15 protein-coding genes and 1 tRNA gene are annotated in these 18,036 nt (G+C 65.1%); 8 read left to right on the forward strand and 8 right to left on the reverse strand.

Annotated features, from left to right (window positions below):
- Positions 1-65: 65 nt before the first annotated feature.
- The 5 genes from P7A97_RS09715 to P7A97_RS09735 form a co-directional block, all read right to left on the reverse strand.
- Positions 66-1,301, reverse strand: a complete 1,236-nt coding sequence (locus P7A97_RS09715) for a tyrosine-type recombinase/integrase (protein WP_277689730.1) — start codon at positions 1,299-1,301, stop codon at positions 66-68.
- Between the two features lie 166 nt (positions 1,302-1,467).
- Positions 1,468-1,544: transfer RNA gene (locus tag P7A97_RS09720), tRNA-Arg, on the reverse strand.
- A gap of 55 nt (positions 1,545-1,599) precedes the next feature.
- Positions 1,600-1,764 (reverse strand): rubredoxin, encoded by a 165-nt coding sequence (locus tag P7A97_RS09725; RefSeq protein ID WP_277689731.1) that lies wholly within the window; start codon positions 1,762-1,764, stop codon positions 1,600-1,602.
- Positions 1,761-2,480 (reverse strand): NAD(P)H-dependent oxidoreductase, encoded by a 720-nt coding sequence (locus P7A97_RS09730; protein WP_277689732.1) that lies wholly within the window; start codon positions 2,478-2,480, stop codon positions 1,761-1,763. The genes P7A97_RS09725 and P7A97_RS09730 overlap by 4 nt, the downstream gene beginning before the upstream one ends.
- A 69-nt stretch (positions 2,481-2,549) precedes the next feature.
- On the reverse strand, positions 2,550-3,605 hold the full coding sequence (locus tag P7A97_RS09735) for a fatty acid desaturase (protein ID WP_277689733.1): 1,056 nt from the start codon (positions 3,603-3,605) through the stop codon (positions 2,550-2,552).
- Between the two features lie 135 nt (positions 3,606-3,740).
- Between P7A97_RS09735 and P7A97_RS09740 the strand changes: the two genes are divergently transcribed.
- The 3 genes from P7A97_RS09740 to gabT all read left to right on the forward strand — a co-directional run bounded on the left by P7A97_RS09740 (position 3,741) and on the right by gabT (position 8,066).
- On the forward strand, positions 3,741-4,751 hold the full coding sequence (locus P7A97_RS09740) for an AraC family transcriptional regulator (RefSeq protein ID WP_277689734.1): 1,011 nt from the start codon (positions 3,741-3,743) through the stop codon (positions 4,749-4,751).
- 333 nt (positions 4,752-5,084) lie between these two features.
- Positions 5,085-6,536 (forward strand): NADP-dependent succinate-semialdehyde dehydrogenase, encoded by a 1,452-nt coding sequence (gene gabD / locus P7A97_RS09745; RefSeq protein WP_277689735.1) that lies wholly within the window; start codon positions 5,085-5,087, stop codon positions 6,534-6,536.
- Between the two features lie 249 nt (positions 6,537-6,785).
- Positions 6,786-8,066 (forward strand): 4-aminobutyrate--2-oxoglutarate transaminase, encoded by a 1,281-nt coding sequence (gene gabT / locus P7A97_RS09750; protein ID WP_277689736.1) that lies wholly within the window; start codon positions 6,786-6,788, stop codon positions 8,064-8,066.
- Between the two features lie 341 nt (positions 8,067-8,407).
- Here gabT and P7A97_RS09755 read toward each other — a convergent pair whose 3' ends face one another.
- Entirely contained in the window at positions 8,408-9,229 is an 822-nt protein-coding gene (locus tag P7A97_RS09755; protein ID WP_277689737.1) for a helix-turn-helix transcriptional regulator, read from the reverse strand.
- 169 nt (positions 9,230-9,398) lie between these two features.
- On the opposite strand from P7A97_RS09755, the gene P7A97_RS09760 reads away from it, so the two are divergent.
- Positions 9,399-10,844 (forward strand): alanine/glycine:cation symporter family protein, encoded by a 1,446-nt coding sequence (locus P7A97_RS09760; protein WP_277689738.1) that lies wholly within the window; start codon positions 9,399-9,401, stop codon positions 10,842-10,844.
- Between the two features lie 126 nt (positions 10,845-10,970).
- Complete coding sequence (locus P7A97_RS09765; protein WP_277689739.1) at positions 10,971-11,963, forward strand: asparaginase; 993 nt, start codon at positions 10,971-10,973, stop codon at positions 11,961-11,963.
- Positions 11,964-12,084: 121 nt separating this feature from the next.
- Here the strand turns inward: P7A97_RS09765 and glsB are convergent, their stop codons facing one another.
- The gene (gene glsB / locus P7A97_RS09770; RefSeq protein WP_277689740.1) at positions 12,085-13,008 is read right to left on the reverse strand and encodes a glutaminase B; all 924 of its coding nucleotides are present in this window, start codon (positions 13,006-13,008) and stop codon (positions 12,085-12,087) included.
- A 133-nt stretch (positions 13,009-13,141) separates the two neighbouring features.
- Here glsB and P7A97_RS09775 point away from each other — a divergent pair, with 133 nt between their 5' ends.
- The 3 genes from P7A97_RS09775 (at position 13,142) to P7A97_RS09785 (ending at position 16,394) form a co-directional block, all read left to right on the forward strand.
- Positions 13,142-14,137, forward strand: a complete 996-nt coding sequence (locus P7A97_RS09775) for an AraC family transcriptional regulator (protein WP_277689741.1) — start codon at positions 13,142-13,144, stop codon at positions 14,135-14,137.
- Between the two features lie 108 nt (positions 14,138-14,245).
- Positions 14,246-15,274 (forward strand): histone deacetylase family protein, encoded by a 1,029-nt coding sequence (locus P7A97_RS09780; RefSeq protein ID WP_277689742.1) that lies wholly within the window; start codon positions 14,246-14,248, stop codon positions 15,272-15,274.
- Between the two features lie 31 nt (positions 15,275-15,305).
- Entirely contained in the window at positions 15,306-16,394 is a 1,089-nt protein-coding gene (locus P7A97_RS09785; RefSeq protein WP_277689743.1) for a polyamine ABC transporter substrate-binding protein, read from the forward strand.
- A gap of 364 nt (positions 16,395-16,758) precedes the next feature.
- Here P7A97_RS09785 and P7A97_RS09790 read toward each other — a convergent pair whose 3' ends face one another.
- Entirely contained in the window at positions 16,759-17,802 is a 1,044-nt protein-coding gene (locus P7A97_RS09790) for a low specificity L-threonine aldolase (protein WP_277689744.1), read from the reverse strand.
- Between the last annotated feature and the right edge of the window lie 234 nt (positions 17,803-18,036).

An 18,036-nucleotide genomic window follows, 5' to 3' on the forward strand; every position in this document is an offset into this window, starting at 1 on the left:
GCAGGTGGGAAGTCTGCTTTTCGCCCCGCAGGGCTAGGCTGGCCGTTGCTCTTGCGGGGAAGGGATTACGCCTGCTTGCCAAAATCCACGGCGACCACGTTGTCGCACTCCAGGTCGTCCAAATGGTCGGCATACCACTGCATCATGGTACGGCGCTGCTCCAAGTAGATGGCCTTGTTGTAGACACCGGCCACGCCATCCTCAACATGGGATAGCTGGGCCTCTACATGCTCCTTGGCAAAGCCATGCTCGCGCAGGGTGGTGGAAGCGATATGGCGGAAGCCGTGGCCGGTCTGCCGACCGGCGTAACCCATGCGACGCAAGGCCATGTTGAAAGCCATGTTACTGCGCGGTTTGGTTCGACTGCTGCGACCAGGGAACAGCAGAGGGTAGGCGCCGGTCAGGGTGTGCAGTTGCTCCAACGCTTCGAGCGCCTGGCTGGAGAGTGGCACCAGGTGCGTCCGGCGTTTCTTCATTCGCTCAGCTGGTATCGACCACAAGCCAGCCTTGAGGTCGAACTCATCCCAGCGCGCTTCACGCAGTTCACTGGGGCGCACGCCTGTGAGCATCAGCAGACGCAGACCAAGGCGCAGATCATGTGCATGGGGGTAAGCAGCAATGGCACGCAGTAGGGTGGGCAATTCCTTCGCCGTAACGTGGGCATAGTTCTCGGCTGGCTTGGATTGCAGGAAGCGACTCAGCCCCTCAATGGGGTTATGCACTGCGCGGCCAGTGACACGGGCCAGGTCATACACCTCTTTGCAGGAGCGGCGCACCCGGCCCATCTGCTCGATGATGCCCTTCTGTTCCATACCCTTGAAGAAGTCCATCCACTCGATGGGCAAAATCTCGGTGTACAAGCGGGAGCCAAACACTGGAAAGACATGTAACTCCAGAGCGCCGATAGTGCGCTTGGCCGTGGTCGGCGCCCAGCCGGCCACCCGAATCTCTATCCACTCCCTGGCCAGAGCCTCGAAGGTGCTGTTGGCAGCCATTAGGTCAGCAGCCTTGCGGGCCTGCTTACTTACGATGGGGTTCTTACCGTTCGCCAGGTCACCGCGCAGCTCGGCAGCTTTCTGCCTGGCAGCCGATCCGCTCACCTCGGGGTAACTGCCCAGGCCGAGCCACGACCACTTGCCGTCCGGTTTCTTGTAGCGGAAGTTCCAAGACTTCTGGCCATTGGGCTTGACCCGAAAGTACAGCCCGCCGCCATCCAGCTCCCGGTAGGGTGCGCTCTCCGGCTCCAGGCCAGCCAGGGCGGTATCTGCCAGGGGGCGACGCTTGATTTCGCTGCGCTTCATGCTTGTACACCACCGGTTCTAATTTTCATCAGGTGTACACGCTGGTGTACACGGAGGTCAAGCATAGGGGTAGATAAGAAGATACAGCCATAAACAAGAAAGCCCGCACAGGGCGGGCTTTTCAGGGTATTCCGTAGACTGCTAGAGACAACGGTAAACAGCTATCTGGCGCATCCGGCGGGATTCGAACCCACGACCCCTGCCTTCGGAGGGCAGTACTCTATCCAGCTGAGCTACGGATGCGTTGCGGGGCGCAATCATACGCATCCGCCTCGCGGGCGTCCATGCGGGCGGTCGATTACAGCTCTTGCATGTCGAAGTCGGCCTTGCTCACCCCGCAGTCGGGGCACAGCCAGTCATCCGGCACCTCGGTCCAGGGCGTGCCGGCAGGAATGCCGTCGTCGGGCCAGCCATGGCGCTCGTCGTAGATCAGGCCGCAGACCACGCAGATCCAGGTTTTCATGCCGGAACCTCCTGCTTGAGCGGGCGCAGCCCCTTGTCGAAATCGGCCAGCGTAGGGAAGGTCAGCGGTTCGACGAATTCCAACTGCAGCAGGTAATCGCCGTAGCGCCGCAGGATGTCTTCGCGCGCCTCCTGGCTGATGTAGGGCACGTGGTAGGCGGCGAAGGGCGGCAGCACGCTCATGCCGACATAGGCCAGGGTGCCGCGCTGCAGGGGACGCAGCATGGGCTCCCAATCGCCGTGCACGGCGTCTTCGTCGGCGAACATGTGCTGTTGGCCGCCGAGGGTGAAGCTGAGCAGCGCACGCTTGCCGGCCAGGCCGCCGCGGTCATAGAAGCGCAGGCCGCCGTAGCAGGTGCCGGAGACCAGCACGCGATCGATCCAGCCCTTGAGGATGGCCGGCACCGAGCACCAGAACAGCGGAAAGTTGAAGATCACCAGGTCGGCCCACAACAGCTTGTCCAGTTCGGCAGCGATGTCCGCGGCGATTTCGCCGCGCTTGACCGCCTCGCGCTGCTCCAGGGCGTAGACCAGGTAATCCGGGTTGCTGCGCTGGGCGAAGTCGGCTGCCGAAGCCACCGGGTTCCACTGCATGGCATACAGGTCGGAAACCTGTACCTGATGGCCGAGGCCCTCCAGGGTGACGACGGCCAGGTCCTTCATGGCGGTGCAGAAGGATTGTGGCTCGGGATGAGCATGAACGATCAGGATATTCATCGAAACTTCCAAACAACGCGGGGCCCACAGGCCCCGTAGACGCCCCGGCAAAAGGGCGGATGAAGAGCATCAGGCGGTTTGCTGCACGGGCGCGGCGGCCGGCTTGTCCTGCTCGTCCCAGCGGTTGGCGCGGGCGAAGGTGCCGAAGTCGTTGAAGCGCACGCCCATCTCGCGCATCACCTTGTGCGCCACCGGCGCGGTCATCTGGCGCAGGTAGAAGGGTTCCTTGACCACAAAGTGGTGGATACCGTGGGTGCTGCCGAAGTTGAAGCAAAACGCCTGCAGTGGCCACAGCCACCAGGGGTTGAGCACCTGGGTCTGCTGGATCACGTTGCCCAGCTCGACGTCACCGTAGTAGTGCATGTTGGAGCTGATGAAGTGCAGGCAGAAGGTGCGCAGCACATTGGGGCCAACCAACACCACCACGGCAAAAGTGATGACATCCATGACGGCCAGCGTGGCGGCCGACCAGGCGATCGGCGCGCCGGCAGCGGTCGCGACGAAGTCGATCAGGTGGAAACCGAGGAACAGGTACCAGACGCTCCAGTTGATCAGCCCCAGCGGCGCATAGCCCACCAGCGTGCGCGTGACGATCATCTTGCGCCGCTCCCAGGTCGGCGCCCGCAGCAGGCGGATAAACGAAGACATCATGTTGTCGCCGACCATCAGCAGGCGGGCGAAGCCCCAGGGCTCGCCGTTGGTGATGGCGCGTTCTTCGAGATCGGTCTCGGTGCCGGACACCTTGTGATGGTTGAGGTGCAGATTACGGCGAATCCACGGATTGATGGTGCTCGGCCGCGCCAGCCACACCAGGCCCATCATCAGGTTGTGCGGCACACGCTGCTTGCGGAAGTACATGGAGTGGATCAGGTCATGCTCCAGCTCGTGGGTCAGCGAGGCGAAGAAGGCGTTGAGCAGCAGGCAGACCCACCAGGCCATCGTGCCCTCGGCGTAGAGCCAGGCGCTGCCGAGCATACCGGCCAGGGCGAAGGCCAGGATACCGGCGCCGATGGCGTCCTGGTGCTGCAGGATCGGGTAGCGCTCGCGCAGCTCGTTGCCACGGGCCATCACCACGGCGCGGATATGCGCCGAACGTTCTTGGTGGGTTGCAGGAGTCGGGGTCATGCACGCATCCTCTTGGCTCAGGCGCATCACGCAGCGCCACGAATATCGAATTTGTTGTGCGGTGCAGCGTGCGCTCATGCGCCACCGGCCGCCTGACCCATGGCGCCAACCTGTTGACCGAGAATGCCAAGCTGCATGACTGAACCCACCACCCTGGCCAGCTGGACCCGCGCCCTGCGCCGCCAGCTCGATGCCCTTGGCCTGGACAGCGCCGCCCTGTGCGTCGAGGCGGGCCTCGACCCCAGCCAGCTGGATGATCCCAATGCGCGCTACCCGCTGCGTGCCACCACCCGCCTGTGGCAACTGGCCGTGGCCGCCAGTGGCGATCCGGCACTGGGCCTGGGCACCTCGCGCCATGTCGCGCCGACCACCTTCCACGCCCTGGGCATGGCGGTGATGGCCAGCGGCAGCCTGCGCGAAGTGTTCGAGCGCATCGTGCGTTATCACCAAGTGGTCAGCGATGTACTGGTGCTGGAATTGCGCGACGTCGGCACCACCTGCGAATTCCACTTCCGCCTGCCGCCCGGCAGCACGCCGCCAGCGCCCGAAGCCATCGATGCCTTCGCCGCCATCTATGTGCGTACCTGTCGCAATCGCCTGGGTCGCGACTACGCGCCACTGGCCGTGCACCTGCGCCGCCCCGCCCCGGCCGACCCGCAACCCTGGCTGGACGTGTTCCGCGCCCCCGTGCACTTCGCCGCCGCCGCGGACATGCTGTGCTTCGCCCGCGACGACCTCGACCGCCCCCTGGACGACGGCAACCCGGAGCTGGCCGCCCACAACGAGGCCGTGCTGCAGAAGCGCCTCGAAGCCCTGCAGCCGGATACCGTGGCCCGCCGCCTGCGCCGCGCCCTGGAACAGTGCCTGCCGAATGGCGAGCCCTCCGCCGAGGTCCTGGCCCACGGCCTGCACCTGAGCCTGCGCAGCCTGCAGCGCCACCTCAGCGAGGAAGGCAGCAGCTACGAACAGGTGCTGGCCGAGACCCGTCACGCTCTGGCTCTGCAGCATCTGCAGGCACTGGACTGCTCGATCAGCGAAGTCGCCTACCTGCTCGGTTTCGCCGACAGCAGCAGCTTCAGCCGTGCCTTCAAGCGCTGGAGCGGACAGAGCCCGAGCCAGTATCGCGACAACCTACGGACGAACTGAACGGCTGTAGCGCAGGTCGAACCCCACTACGTGGCATACCCCGGCATATCCGTTCTGAATATTGAACGAAAGTAATGCCAATGCCTGCTGCGTAGGCATGCAGGAGAGCCAGACAACCACTGGCGCCGCACTGCTTAGAAGGAATGCTCGGGCATACAACGGCCTGTTCAGTCTTTTTGATTATTTTGTTGATTTTATCGAACGTCACTCTTGCCCTTTGCCGACGCTGGCCCTAGCATTCGTTTGACATTTCAAACGCCGGGCTGAACAACCCACACAGCCCCCCTTTGCCAGACCGTCCAACCTGTCGGCGCCGTGCACCAGGAGAACAATATGCAACTGAAAGACGCCAAGCTGTTCCGCCAGCAAGCCTATATCAACGGTTCCTGGCAGGACGCCGACAACGGTCAGACCCTGGAAGTGAACAACCCCGCCACCGGCGAAATCCTCGGCAGCGTGCCGAAGATGGGTGCCGCCGAGACTCGCCGCGCCATCGAAGCCGCCGAGAAGGCCCTGCCAGCCTGGCGTGCGCTGACCGCCAAGGAGCGCGCCACCAAGCTGCGCCGCTGGTTCGAGCTGATGATGGAAAACCAGGACGACCTGGCCCGTCTGATGACCCTGGAGCAAGGCAAGCCGCTGGCCGAAGCCAAGGGCGAGATCGCCTATGCCGCCTCCTTCCTCGAGTGGTTCGCCGAAGAAGCCAAGCGCGTCTACGGTGACGTGATTCCGGGCCACCAGCCGGACAAGCGCCTGATCGTGATCAAGCAGCCGATCGGCGTGACCGCCGCCATCACCCCGTGGAACTTCCCGGCCGCGATGATCACCCGTAAAGCCGGCCCGGCCCTGGCCGCCGGTTGCACCATGGTGCTCAAGCCTGCTTCGCAGACCCCCTACTCCGCACTGGCCCTGGCCGAGCTGGCCGAGCGTGCCGGCATTCCGGCTGGCGTGTTCAGCGTGATCACCGGCAGCGCCGGCGCCGTGGGTAACGAGCTGACCAGCAACCCGATCGTGCGCAAGCTGAGCTTCACCGGCTCCACCGAAATCGGTCGCCAGCTGATGGCCGAATGCGCCAAGGACATCAAGAAGGTGTCCCTGGAACTGGGCGGCAACGCGCCGTTTATCGTGTTCGACGACGCCGACCTGGATGCCGCCGTCGATGGCGCACTGATCTCCAAGTTCCGCAACAATGGCCAGACCTGCGTGTGCGCCAACCGCCTGTACGTGCAGGACGGCGTGTACGACGCCTTCGTCGACAAGCTCAAGGCCGCCGTAGCCAAGCTGAACATCGGCAACGGCCTGGAAGATGGCACCACCACCGGCCCGCTGATCGACAACAAGGCCGTGGCCAAGGTCCAGGAACACATCGAAGACGCCGTCGGCAAGGGTGCGACCCTGGCCATGGGCGGCAAGCCGCACGCCCTGGGCGGCAGCTTCTTCGAGCCGACCATCCTGACCAACGTGCCGAACAACGCCGCCGTGGCCAAGGAAGAAACCTTCGGCCCGCTGGCGCCGGTGTTCCGCTTCAAGGACGAGGCCGAAGTGATCGCCATGTCCAACGACACCGAGTTCGGTCTGGCCTCCTACTTCTATGCCCGCGACCTGGGTCGCGTGTTCCGTGTGGCCGAGGCCCTGGAATACGGCATGGTCGGTATCAACACCGGCCTGATCTCCAACGAAGTAGCACCGTTCGGCGGCATGAAAGCCTCTGGTCTGGGCCGCGAAGGCTCCAAGTACGGTATCGAGGACTACCTCGAGATCAAGTACATGTGCCTGGGCGGTATCTGACCCGTGCGCAGCCCCACCCCTGGCCAAGGGCCACAGGTGGGGCTGCGCCATTAGCGTGACAAGATTTCCGTGGGTGTCGACTGACAGGCAAGAGCTGCGTCAGCCGGCGTCGGCGTTTCCGGTGGTGGCACCGGCGAACCCTGCAGACGGTTCGGTAGCGCGTGTCCAGTTCGATCATCGTTAGCTGGTGCGTGTTGCCCCCGTCATCATCCTTGGACCGAGTCGCCACGAGCGACTTATGAGGAAACCATGAGCAAGACCAACGAATCCCTGCTGCAACGCCGTGCCGCCGCTGTTCCGCGCGGTGTGGGCCAGATCCACCCGATCGTCGCCGAACGCGCCGAAAACGCCACCGTGTGGGACGTCGAAGGCCGCGAGTACATCGACTTCGCCGGCGGTATCGCCGTACTCAACACCGGTCACCTGCACCCGAAAGTGGTTGCCGCCGTGCAAGAGCAGCTGACCAAGCTGAGCCACACCTGCTTCCAGGTGCTGGCCTACGAACCCTACATCGAGCTGTGCGAAGAAATCGCCAAGCGCGTACCGGGTGACTTCGCCAAGAAGACCCTGCTGGTCACCTCCGGCTCCGAAGCCGTCGAGAACGCCGTGAAGATCGCCCGTGCCGCCACCGGCCGCGCCGGCGTAATCGCCTTCACCGGCGCCTACCACGGCCGCACCATGATGACCCTGAGCCTGACCGGCAAAGTGGTGCCCTACTCCGCCGGCATGGGCCTGATGCCCGCTGGCGTATACCGCGCCCAGGCACCGTGCGAACTGCACGGCGTCAGCGAAGACGAGTCCATCGCCAGCATCGAGCGCATCTTCAAGAACGACGCTCAGCCGCAGGACATCGCCGCCATCATCATCGAGCCGGTGCAGGGCGAAGGCGGTTTCTACGTCAACTCCCCGGCCTTCATGAAGCGCCTGCGCGCCCTGTGCGACCAGCACGGCATCCTGCTGATCGCCGATGAAGTGCAGACCGGCGCCGGCCGTACCGGCACCTTCTTCGCCACTGAGCAGCTCGGCGTGGTGCCTGACCTGACCACCTTCGCCAAGTCCGTTGGTGGCGGCTTCCCGATCTCCGGCGTGTGCGGCAAGGCCGAGATCATGGACAAGATCGCCCCCGGCGGCCTGGGCGGCACCTATGCCGGCAGCCCGATCGCCTGCGCCGCGGCCCTGGCCGTGCTGAAAGTGTTCGACGAAGAGAACCTGCTGCAGCGCAGCCAGGCCGTGGGCGAGAAGCTCAAGGCCGGCCTGCGCGACATCGCCGCCAAGCACAAGGTCATCGGTGACGTGCGCGGCCTGGGCTCCATGGTTGCCATCGAGCTGTTCGAGAACGGCGACCACAGCAAACCGGCGGCCGAACTGACCGGCAAGATCGTCGCCAAGGCGCGCGAGAAGGGCCTGATCCTGCTGTCCTGCGGCACCTACTACAACGTGGTGCGCTTCCTGATGCCGGTGACCATCCCGGACGCCCAGCTGGAAAAAGGCCTGGCCATCGTCGCCGAGTGCTTCGACGAGCTGGCGTGACCCTTTCGCGCCGGCCCCGACTCTCCTGCCGGGGCTGGCCGAACATTACGCCTGTGGCTCACCAGGCCAGGCGAATGCCTTCAGACCCGCGCTTGCGCGGGTCTTTTTTTGCCTGGGATTTGGTGAAAACCGTGGTTGTTCCAGGTGGACAGTGTCCGTGGGAGCGGCTTTAGCCGCGATAAGGCCACCGAGAATCGCCCCCGATCGCGCCTGAAGTCGCTCCCACAGCACCTGCAGGAGTGGCCTTGACCGAGGTATTGACCACGCGGGCTTGCAGTCGCGGCCAGGGCCCCTCCCACACAGCATTCTCACAACCCACCCCAACCAGCCGCATTAACGACTTACTCGATCTCGAACAGCCCCTGGCGGATCTGCGCGCCGCCCAGGCGTTGGCGGATGTCGGCATCGATGCGCGGGTCATCCGGGCTGTACAGGCCGATCTGGCGGAAGGCGTTGACCCGATTGACCTCCGTGCCGAGGAATTCCCACACCACACGGGTACAGGCCGGCGTGCGCAGGTCGCCGCTGGACACCCCGGTCTTCAGACCATTGAGGCGGGTGATGCGGCTCTTGAAGCTGGGGATGAGGATGGTCTGGGTCATCTCGTTGCCGGTCAGCGACTCGTAGTCCATGAGGAACAGGCGATCCTGCAGGTAGAACGCCGCCCCCAGGTAACGGCAACGCACCCAGTCTTCGCTTTCGCCGCCACGCGCCGCGTCCTGCCGCCCCTGACGCTCCTGGCGCTCGAACAGAAAGTCGCCGCGCTCCTCGCGCAGCTGCACCAGCGACAGCAGGATGCTGCCCGGCACCGACATGCAGTTGGAGTATTCGAAGTAGTAGCCACAGTAGCGACGCAGGTCGTTGCCCTGCTCGCGCAGCGGCTGCAGCAGCTCCAGCAGCGGGTCGGCCTGTGCCTGGCGCCCGCTGGCGCCGACCCGGGCGCCGATCAGGCGGGCGAACTGTTCCGGCGGCAGCAGCAGTTCGTAGTCCTCGACGCCGAAGAAGTCGCAGATGCGTTTGAGGTTGAACGCGGTCGGCCGGCTCTGCCCGGCCAGGTAGCGGTTGAACTGTGCGCGGTTGATCTCCAGGCGCCGACACACCTCGGCGATGGAACGGTAGTGGCTGCATAACAGCTTGAGGTTGCTACCGAGCGGGTCGGCCATGAGGAGCGTCCGAATCTGATGCGAGTGACGCGATTCTAGCATCAACTCGCGTCAGATCGCCGCGACCCGCGAAATTGCCCGAAACGCGCCGCTGGCCAACCATGCGCGGGCCATACCGCATCGCCGCTGCGCCGGCACGCGCTCACTACAACAAGAGAGACATTCCGCCATGCTTGATCTTCTCAACGACTTGCTCTGGAGCAAGGTCCTCATCGTCGCCCTGGTGGGCCTCGGTCTGTACTTCACCCTCGCCTCGCGTTTCGTCCAGCTGCGTTACTTCGGCAGCATGTTCAGCATCTTCGCCCAGGCCTTCAAACGTCAGCCGGGCCAACTCAGCTCGTTCCAGGCGTTGATGCTCTCCGTCGCCGGTCGTGTCGGTGCCGGCAACATCGCCGGCGTGGCCGTGGCCATCACCCTCGGTGGCCCAGGCGCAGTGTTCTGGATGTGGCTGGTCGCCCTGCTCGGCATGTCCACCAGCTTCTTCGAATGCTCGCTGGCCCAGCTGTTCAAGCGCCGCACCGAAGACGGCGGCTACCGCGGCGGCCCGGCCTTCTATATCGAGCACGGCCTGGGGCTGCGCTGGCTGGCGATCATCTTCTCGATCCTGCTGCTGGTGACGTTCGGCTTCGGCTTCAACGCCCTGCAGGCCTACACCGTGGCCAGCTCGCTGCATGACACCTTCGGCCTTCCCACCCACTTCAGCGGCATCGCCCTGGTGGTAGTGATCGGCCTGATCATCTTCGGCGGTATCAAGCGCATCGCCAGCACCGCCGACGTGCTGGTGCCGGTCATGGCGATGTCCTACATCGTCATGGCCCTGGTGGTCATCGGCATGAACATCGAGGCCGTACCGGCCACCCTGGCGCTGATCGTCAAGAGCGCCTTCGGCCTGGAGCCGGCCTTCGCCGGCGGCATCGGCGCGGCCATCGTGATGGGCGTCAAGCGCGGCCTGTTCTCCAACGAAGCCGGCCTGGGCAGCGCCCCCAACGTCGCCGCCGTGGCCGAGGTCAAGCACCCGGCCGCGCAGGGCATCGTGCAGTCGCTCAGCGTGTTCATCGACACCCTGCTGATCTGCACCAGCACCGCGCTGATCATCCTGCTCTCCGGCGTCTATCAGCCTGGCGCCGAGGTCGGCGGCGTGATCCTCACCCAGAGTGCCATGGCCGCCGTGGTCGGCGAGTGGGGCCGGGTATTCGTCAGCCTGGCGCTGCTGCTCTTCGTCTTCACCACCCTGGTGTACAACTACTACCTGGGCGAGAACGCGCTGGGCTTCTTCAGCACCAAGAAGCCGCTGCTGATCGCCTACCGTGCCCTGGTCATCGCCCTGGTGCTGTGGGGTTCGATGCAGGACCTGTCCACCGTGTTCGCCTTCGCCGACGTGACCATGGGCCTGCTGGCGCTGGTCAACCTGGTCGCCCTGGCCCTGTTGTTCAAGGTCGGCCTGCGTCTGATGCGCGACTACGACAGCCAGATCAAGGCCGGCGTGGAAACCCCGGTACTGGACGCCAAGCAGTTCGCCGACCTGGACCTCGACCCCAGCGTGTGGGCCGCCCAGCAGGCGCCGCACAGCAGCAGCCAAACCGCTGAGATCGCTCATCAGCTGCACCAGCGCTAAAACGCTGCCGGACCAGGGAAGGGGGCGACAGCCCCCTTTTCTTTGCCCAGATGCCGGTAATTCGCCGCTAAACTGCGGCGAACAAGCCTCCCTGGCACTTCATTACTGCCCGTTGTTGGAATGCCCATGACTCCTTCGCAGAACCTGCTGGTGCTCTATACCGGCGGCACCATTGGCATGCAGATGACCGAGGCCGGCCTGGCCCCGGCCTCCGGTTTCGAAGCGCGCCTGCGCGCCGAACAGGCCCTCCATCCCGAACGCCCAGCGCCAGCCTGGCGCTTCCAGGAACTGTCGCCCCCAATCGACAGCGCCAACATGCGCCAGAGCCACTGGCTGGCCATGCGCGACGCCATCGTCGAGGCCGTCGACGAACAGGGCTGCGATGCCGTACTGCTGCTGCATGGCACCGATACCCTGGCCTACAGCGCCGCGGCGCTGAGCTTCCTGCTGCTGGGCATCGACGTGCCCGTCGTGCTGACCGGCTCCATGCTGCCGGCTGGCAGCCCCGGCAGCGATGCCTGGCCTAATCTGTTCGGCGCCCTGGCCGCACTGGCCGAAGGCTGCCTGCCCGGCGTGCACCTGTATTTCGCCGGCCAACTGCTGCACGGCGCCCGCGCCAGCAAGCTGAAAAGCGAGGCGTTCGACGCCTTTGCCAACACCCCCCGGCCGCGCCATGGCCGGCATCTCGATGAGCTGCCCGCAGCCCTGCACTACCGCCAGCCCCGCCAAACCGTACGCCTGGCCGTGCAGCCGCTGTTCCCCGGTCTCGACGCCGCCCAGCTGCGTGGCGTGCTGGCCAGCGCACCGCAAGCCCTGCTGCTGGAGTGCTACGGCAGCGGCACCGGCCCGGCCGACGACGCCGAACTGCTCGACGTGCTGCGCGAAGCCCGCGCGCGCGGCGTGGTACTGGCAGCCATCAGCCAGTGCCCGCAGGGGCATGTGGAGTTCGGTGTATACGCCGCCGGCAGCGCGCTGGCTGGCGCTGGCCTGGTCAGCGGCGGCGGCATGACCCGCGAAGCGGCGCTGGGCAAACTGTTCGGCCTGCTTGGCGCCGGCCTGCCACAGGCAGAGGTCGAACGCCTGTTCGCCCTCGACCTGTGTGGCGAGCTGGCCGAGTAGTTCATCCGCAGCAGGAGCAGTCAGGGGCCTTTGTGGGAGTGGCTTAGCCACGATTGCGGGCTTGCAGAAAGCATCGCGGCTAAAGCGGAGTGCCGCCCAGCCGCTCCCACGCCGTGTCCAATCAGCCCTGCACGGGCGCGAACACCGACCAGCCGATGCGCTCGCTGAGCAGCTCCAGCGCCGCCATGCCGGCCAGCGAATTGCCCGCGGCGTTCAGCTCCGGTGACCACACGCAGACGCTGAAGCGTCCCGGCACCACAGCGACGATGCCGCCACCGACGCCGCTCTTGCCCGGCAGGCCGACGCGGTAGGCGAAATTGCCGGCCTCATCGTACAGGCCGCTGGTGGCCATGATGGCGTTGACCTGCTGGGTCTGCCGCGCGCTCAGCACCTGCTCGCCGCTGTGTGGACAGCAGCCCTGGTTGGCCAGGAAGGCAAAGGCGCGGGCCAGGTCGACGCAGCTCATCGCCAGGGCACAGTGGTGGAAGTAGCTGCGCAGCACCGTCTCCACTTCGTTGTGGAAATTGCCGAACGACTGCATCAGGTAGGCCGCCGCCGCGTTGCGCGCGCGGTGCTGGTATTCCGACTCGGCCACCTTCATGTCCGCCACCACGTGGCCATTGCCCGACAGGCGCCGGGCGAAATCGCGCAGCGACAGCGCCGGCGCGGCGAAGCGCGACTCGTTAATATCGCAGATAACCAGCGCCCCGGCGTTGATGAAGGGGTTGCGCGGGCGGCCACGCTCGAATTCCAGCTGCACCAGCGAATTGAACGGCTGCCCGGACGGCTCGTGGCCCAGGCGCTGCCAGATGGCCTCGCCGGAATGCTGGATGGCCTGCACCAGGCTGAACACCTTGGAAATGCTCTGGATGGAAAACGCCCGCTCGGCATCGCCCGCCGTATGCAGGCTGCCGTCCACACCGAACACGGCGATGCCCAGCTGATCAGCCGGCACTTCGGCCAGCGCGGGGATGTAATCGGCGACCTTGCCCTGACCGAGCAGCGGGCGGACCTGCTCGATGATTTCCTGCAACAGCGCTTGCATGCACAAACTCCACAACGCGCCGAACCCGCTTCGGCGTTCAGCACTAGACGCCAGCCGCGTGCCTGCCATCACCTACCGATACAGGGGCATAGTTCTTGCTGCAGCAAAGGCTCCATCGGCCCGTTGTATCGCCATGCTGCATTCGCAACTCACCACCCTGCATACCGTCTCGCTGATCCTGCAATTGCTCGCTGAGCGCCCCGGGCTCAGCGCCGAAAGCCTGCTGGAGGGCAGCGGCATTCGCCTCGCCGACCTGCAGCACCCGGATTTCCGCATCAGCACCAACCAGGAGATGCGCGTCTGCGCCAATGCCCGCGAGCATTGCCAGAGCCTCGGCCTGGAGCTGGGTCGGCGCATGCATGTGTCGTCCTATGGCGCGCTGGGTTACACCCTGATCTCCAGCGCTACCTTGGGTGACGCCTTGCAGCGCGCCCTGGAGTTCCCCGCCCTGCTCGGCACCTACTTCGAACTGAGCCTGGTACACGAAGGCGAGCGGGTCTGGCTGCAGGCCGCCGGCTACCGCGACCAGGCGGAGCTGGAAACCTTCAACACCGAGTTCTGCCTGGCCTCGATGAAACTGATCTGCGACGACCTGCTGGGGCGCTCTTTGCCCTTGATCGGTGCACAGTTCACCCATGCCGCGCCGGCGTACGAGGCTCAGTACCGGCACAGCTTCCCCTGCACCCGGCAGTTCGAGGCACCGCGCAACGCCTTCGCCTTCGCCGCTGAGTGGCTGGAACAGCGCCTGCCGCTGGCCGACCCGGTCACCCACTGCGACATGCTCGCCCGCTGCCGGCAGATCAATCAGGAGTTCACCAGCCGCCAGTCGCTGGTGATGCGCTGCCGCCAGCTGCTCGCCGCCCAGCTCGAAGCACCGCCCGGCCTGGACGGTCTGGCCAGCCAACTGCACTGTTCCTCACGCAGCCTGCGCCGCCACCTGCACGATGCCGGCAGCAGCTACCAGAGCCTGCTCGACGAGCTGCGCTATGCCCGTGCGCGGCACCTGCTGGAACAGGGCGAGTTGCCCATCTACCGCATCGCCGAAGCCATGGGCTATAGCGAAACCGCCAGCTTCCGCCATGCTTTCCAGCGCTGGAGCGGCCAGCCTCCCAGCCGGTTTCGCGCCTGAGGCCAGGCAAAAAGTGGCCATATCTATCCCCTTGTGGCCACTCTTGCCGTTCCCCAGCCGCCGCCAGCCGCCAAGAATGACGGCAGATGCCCTGTGGAGAACAACAAGATGCTGACCATCTACAGCGACGATCACCGCCTGCACCACGGCCGCTGCGAGCTGATCGACGGTGAACTCAAGCCCTGCTTCGAAATGCCGGCACGCGCCGACTACGTATTGGCCCGGGTGCGCGAACGCGCCCTAGGCGAGGTACACGAGCCGCATGATTTCGGCCGCGCGCCGATCGAACGGGTGCATGCGCTGGATTACCTGGAATTCCTCGAAGGCGCCTGGGCGCGCTGGGCCCAGGAAGGTGTCGATGGCGACCTGATGCCCTACATCTTCCCAACCCGCGGCCTGCGCGCCGTGCGCCCCGACCACCTGCACGGCCAGCTGGGCTACTACAGCTTCGACGGCGGCGCACCGATCACCGCCGGCACCTGGCAGGCCATCTACAGCTCGGCGCAGGTTGCCCTGACCGGCCAGCAGGCCATCGCCGACGGCGCTCACGGCGCCTTCGCACTGTGCCGTCCGCCAGGCCACCATGCCGCCGCCGACCTGATGGGCGGCTACTGCTACCTGAACAACGTCGCCATCGCCGCACAAGCCTGCCTCGACCAGGGCGCCCGCCGCGTGGCCATCCTCGATGTCGACTACCACCACGGCAACGGCACCCAGTCGATCTTCTACGCCCGCAACGACGTGCTGGTGACCTCTATCCACGGCGATCCGCGTGCCGAATTCCCGTTCTTCCTCGGCTATGCCGATGAGGAAGGCGAAGGCGCAGGGCGCGGCTTCAACTACAACCTGCCGCTGGCCGCCGGCAGCGACTGGACGCTGTACAGCCAGGCGCTGGACAGCGCCTGTCAGCGCATCGCCGCCTATGCGCCGGACGTGGTGCTGGTGTCGCTGGGTGTCGACACCTTCAAGGAAGACCCGATCTCGCAGTTCAAGCTGGACAGCCCGGACTACCTGCGCATGGGCGCACGCATCGCCGCGCTGGGCAAGCCGACCCTGTTCGTCATGGAAGGCGGCTACGCGGTGGAAGAGATCGGCATCAACGCCGTCAACGTACTCGAAGGTTTCCAGGGCACCTGAGCCCGTTTTTCAACCAGGGGAGCAATCCACGATGAAAAAAGCCATCCCGCTGCTGCTCGGCGCCACGCTCTGTGCCGGCGCGCTGCAGGCCAGTGCCGCCGAGCTGCACGTGTACAACTGGGCCGACTACATGCTGCCCGAAGTGCCCAAGGCGTTCGCCGAAAAGTCCGGCATCAAGCTGACCTGGGACACCTATGAGTCCAACGAAGCGCTGGAAGCCAAGCTGCTGGCGGGCAACTCCGGCTATGACCTGGTGGTGCCGACCAACACCTTCCTGGAAAACCAGCTCAAGGCCGGCGTGTACCAGAAGCTGGACAAGTCCAAGCTGCCCAACTGGCAGCACCTGGACGCCAACCTGCTGCAGCTGATGAGCGCCAACGACCCCGGCAACGAACACGCCGTGCCCTACATGTATGGCACCGTGCTGATCGGCTACAACCCGGACAAGGTCAAGGCTGCCCTCGGCGACGACGCGCCGGTGAACAGCTGGGACCTGGTGTTCAAACCGGAAAACATGGAGAAGCTGAAGAGCTGCGGCGTGGCCATGCTCGACTCGCCGGCGGAAATCCTGCCGATCGCCCTCGACTACCTCGGCCTCGACCCCAACAGCACCAATTCGGCCGACTATGACAAGGCCACCGAACTGCTGCTGAAGATCCGCCCGTACATGGCCTACTTCCACTCGGCCAAGTACATGACCGACATCGCCAACGGCGACATCTGCGTGGCCGTCGGCTACTCCGGCAGCTTCTTCCAGTTCGCCAACCGCGCCAAGGAAGCGGGCAACGGCGTGGTGGTGCAGTGGAAGCTGCCGAAGGAAGGCGCACCGCTGTGGTACGACTCCTTCGCCATCCCGGCCGATGCCAAGAACGTCGACGAGGCCCACGCCTTCCTCAACAACCTGCTCGATCCGAAAGTGGTGGCGCCGATCAGCGACTTCCTCGGCTACCCCAACCCGAACAAGGACGGCATGGCCCTGGTCAGCGCCGCGATCCGCGACGACGCCGACCTGTCACCCTCGGCCGAAGCGCAAAAGAACCTCTACGTGCTCAAGCCGCTGCCGCAGAAGATCGAGCGCGTGCGCACGCGCGCCTGGAGCAAGATCAAGACCGGCACCTGAGCCGGACGCGCCCGGGCCGGCAGGATGCCGGCTCGGCGCACGCTGTCCGCCATCACCGGCGGGTGGCGCAAATGGCGGGCACTCAGCCGCCGCATAGCTCGCAATGCGCACAGGTGGCTGCACAAAAAACACTCGCCAACCCAGACCCCACGGCAGCACTGGCGAGCGAACATCTATCCACAGCCTGCGCACATAAGCTTGCACACTCTCTGTGATTAACTTGCGTGCCCGCATGAAACGGCTGCCTAGAAATCACCCAACCACCGGCAGAGCGCGCCAAGCCTGGCGCAGCACGCTTGACCTACAGCTTATCCACAAGGTGATCCACCCAGGCTGGGGGTAACTGCCTGGGTGGAGTGGCGAACTAGGCTGCCCCCATGGCCTTGCGGATATCTGCCGCCAGCTCGCGCACCCGCGCTTCCTCGGTATCCCAGCTGCACATGAAACGTGCGCCACCGGCACCGATGAAGGTGTAGAAGCGCCAGCCCCAGTCGCGCAGGCGCTGCAAGGCAGGCTCGGACAGTTGTAGGAACACACCGTTGGCCTGCACCGGGAACATCAGGCTCACGCCCGGCACATCCGCCACCAGTTCGGCCAGCAGGCGCGCACAGCGGTTGGCGTGGCCGGCGTAGCGCAGCCAGGCGTCGTCCTGCAGCAGACCGACCCAGGGCGCCGACAGGTAGCGCATTTTCGAAGCCAGCTGACCGGCCTGCTTGCAGCGGTAGTCGAAGTCCTCGGCCAGGGCCTTGTTGAAGAACAGGATGGCCTCGCCCACGGCCATGCCGTTCTTGGTGCCGCCGAAGCACAGCACGTCGACGCCGGCCTTCCAGGTCAGCTCGGCCGGGCTGCAGCCCAGGGAGGCGCAGGCGTTGGAGAAGCGCGCACCGTCCATGTGCAGGTTGAGGTTCAGCTCTTCACACACCTGGCTGATCGCCCGGACTTCGTCCGGGGTGTAGACGGTGCCGACCTCGGTGGCCTGAGTCAGGGTCACCACGCGCGGCTTGGGGTAGTGAATGTCCTGCCGCTTGAGGGCGACCTCGCGGATCGAGGCCGGGGTCAGCTTGCCCTGCTCGGTGCGCGCGGTCAGCAGCTTGGAGCCGTTGGAAAAGAACTCCGGCGCGCCGCACTCGTCGGTCTCGACGTGCGCCGTCTCCGAGCAGATCACACTGTGGTAGCTCTGGCACAGCGAGGCCAGCGCCAGGGAGTTGGCTGCCGTGCCGTTGAAGGCGAAGAACACCTCACAGTCGGTCTCGAACAGCTGGCGAAACTGGTCGGCGGCACGTGCCGTCCACTGATCGTCACCGTAGGCACGCTGGTGGCCGAGATTGGCCTCGGCCATGGCGGCCCAGGCCTCCGGGCAGATACCGGAATAGTTGTCGCTGGCGAATTGCTGACTCTGGTCGGTCATAGAAGTGTCCTCGTGGGCTTACCGAAACGCTAGAGGCTGCAGACAGGCTTCGTGGGCCCGTTTACAGCAATAACAGATGCAGTTCTTACTGGATTATCTCCGCATCTGTACCGGTGGCAAGTCGCTATTTTCTCGACCTTGCCCAGTTAAAAATCACGCCCTTCACTCAATTGCATGATTTTCCACGGATGACCAGTACAGTTGCTGCCATAGAAGCAGAACAGTTAGGAAGCT

This window comes from Pseudomonas sp. GOM6, assembly GCF_029537485.1.
Taxonomy (GTDB): domain Bacteria; phylum Pseudomonadota; class Gammaproteobacteria; order Pseudomonadales; family Pseudomonadaceae; genus Aquipseudomonas.

Bases quoted from the DNA above. Each gene is read 5' to 3' on its own strand.
- P7A97_RS09715 (WP_277689730.1), bottom strand. From the start codon at position 1,301: ATGAAGCGCAGCGAAATCAAGCGTCGCCCCCTGGCAGATACCGCCCTG.
- P7A97_RS09725 (WP_277689731.1), bottom strand. From the start codon at position 1,764: ATGAAAACCTGGATCTGCGTGGTCTGCGGCCTGATCTACGACGAGCGC.
- P7A97_RS09730 (WP_277689732.1), bottom strand. From the start codon at position 2,480: ATGAATATCCTGATCGTTCATGCTCATCCCGAGCCACAATCCTTCTGC.
- P7A97_RS09735 (WP_277689733.1), bottom strand. From the start codon at position 3,605: ATGACCCCGACTCCTGCAACCCACCAAGAACGTTCGGCGCATATCCGC.
- P7A97_RS09740 (WP_277689734.1), top strand. From the start codon at position 3,741: ATGACTGAACCCACCACCCTGGCCAGCTGGACCCGCGCCCTGCGCCGC.
- gabD (WP_277689735.1), top strand. From the start codon at position 5,085: ATGCAACTGAAAGACGCCAAGCTGTTCCGCCAGCAAGCCTATATCAAC.
- gabT (WP_277689736.1), top strand. From the start codon at position 6,786: ATGAGCAAGACCAACGAATCCCTGCTGCAACGCCGTGCCGCCGCTGTT.
- P7A97_RS09755 (WP_277689737.1), bottom strand. From the start codon at position 9,229: ATGGCCGACCCGCTCGGTAGCAACCTCAAGCTGTTATGCAGCCACTAC.
- P7A97_RS09760 (WP_277689738.1), top strand. From the start codon at position 9,399: ATGCTTGATCTTCTCAACGACTTGCTCTGGAGCAAGGTCCTCATCGTC.
- P7A97_RS09765 (WP_277689739.1), top strand. From the start codon at position 10,971: ATGACTCCTTCGCAGAACCTGCTGGTGCTCTATACCGGCGGCACCATT.
- glsB (WP_277689740.1), bottom strand. From the start codon at position 13,008: ATGCAAGCGCTGTTGCAGGAAATCATCGAGCAGGTCCGCCCGCTGCTC.
- P7A97_RS09775 (WP_277689741.1), top strand. From the start codon at position 13,142: ATGCTGCATTCGCAACTCACCACCCTGCATACCGTCTCGCTGATCCTG.
- P7A97_RS09780 (WP_277689742.1), top strand. From the start codon at position 14,246: ATGCTGACCATCTACAGCGACGATCACCGCCTGCACCACGGCCGCTGC.
- P7A97_RS09785 (WP_277689743.1), top strand. From the start codon at position 15,306: ATGAAAAAAGCCATCCCGCTGCTGCTCGGCGCCACGCTCTGTGCCGGC.
- P7A97_RS09790 (WP_277689744.1), bottom strand. From the start codon at position 17,802: ATGACCGACCAGAGTCAGCAATTCGCCAGCGACAACTATTCCGGTATC.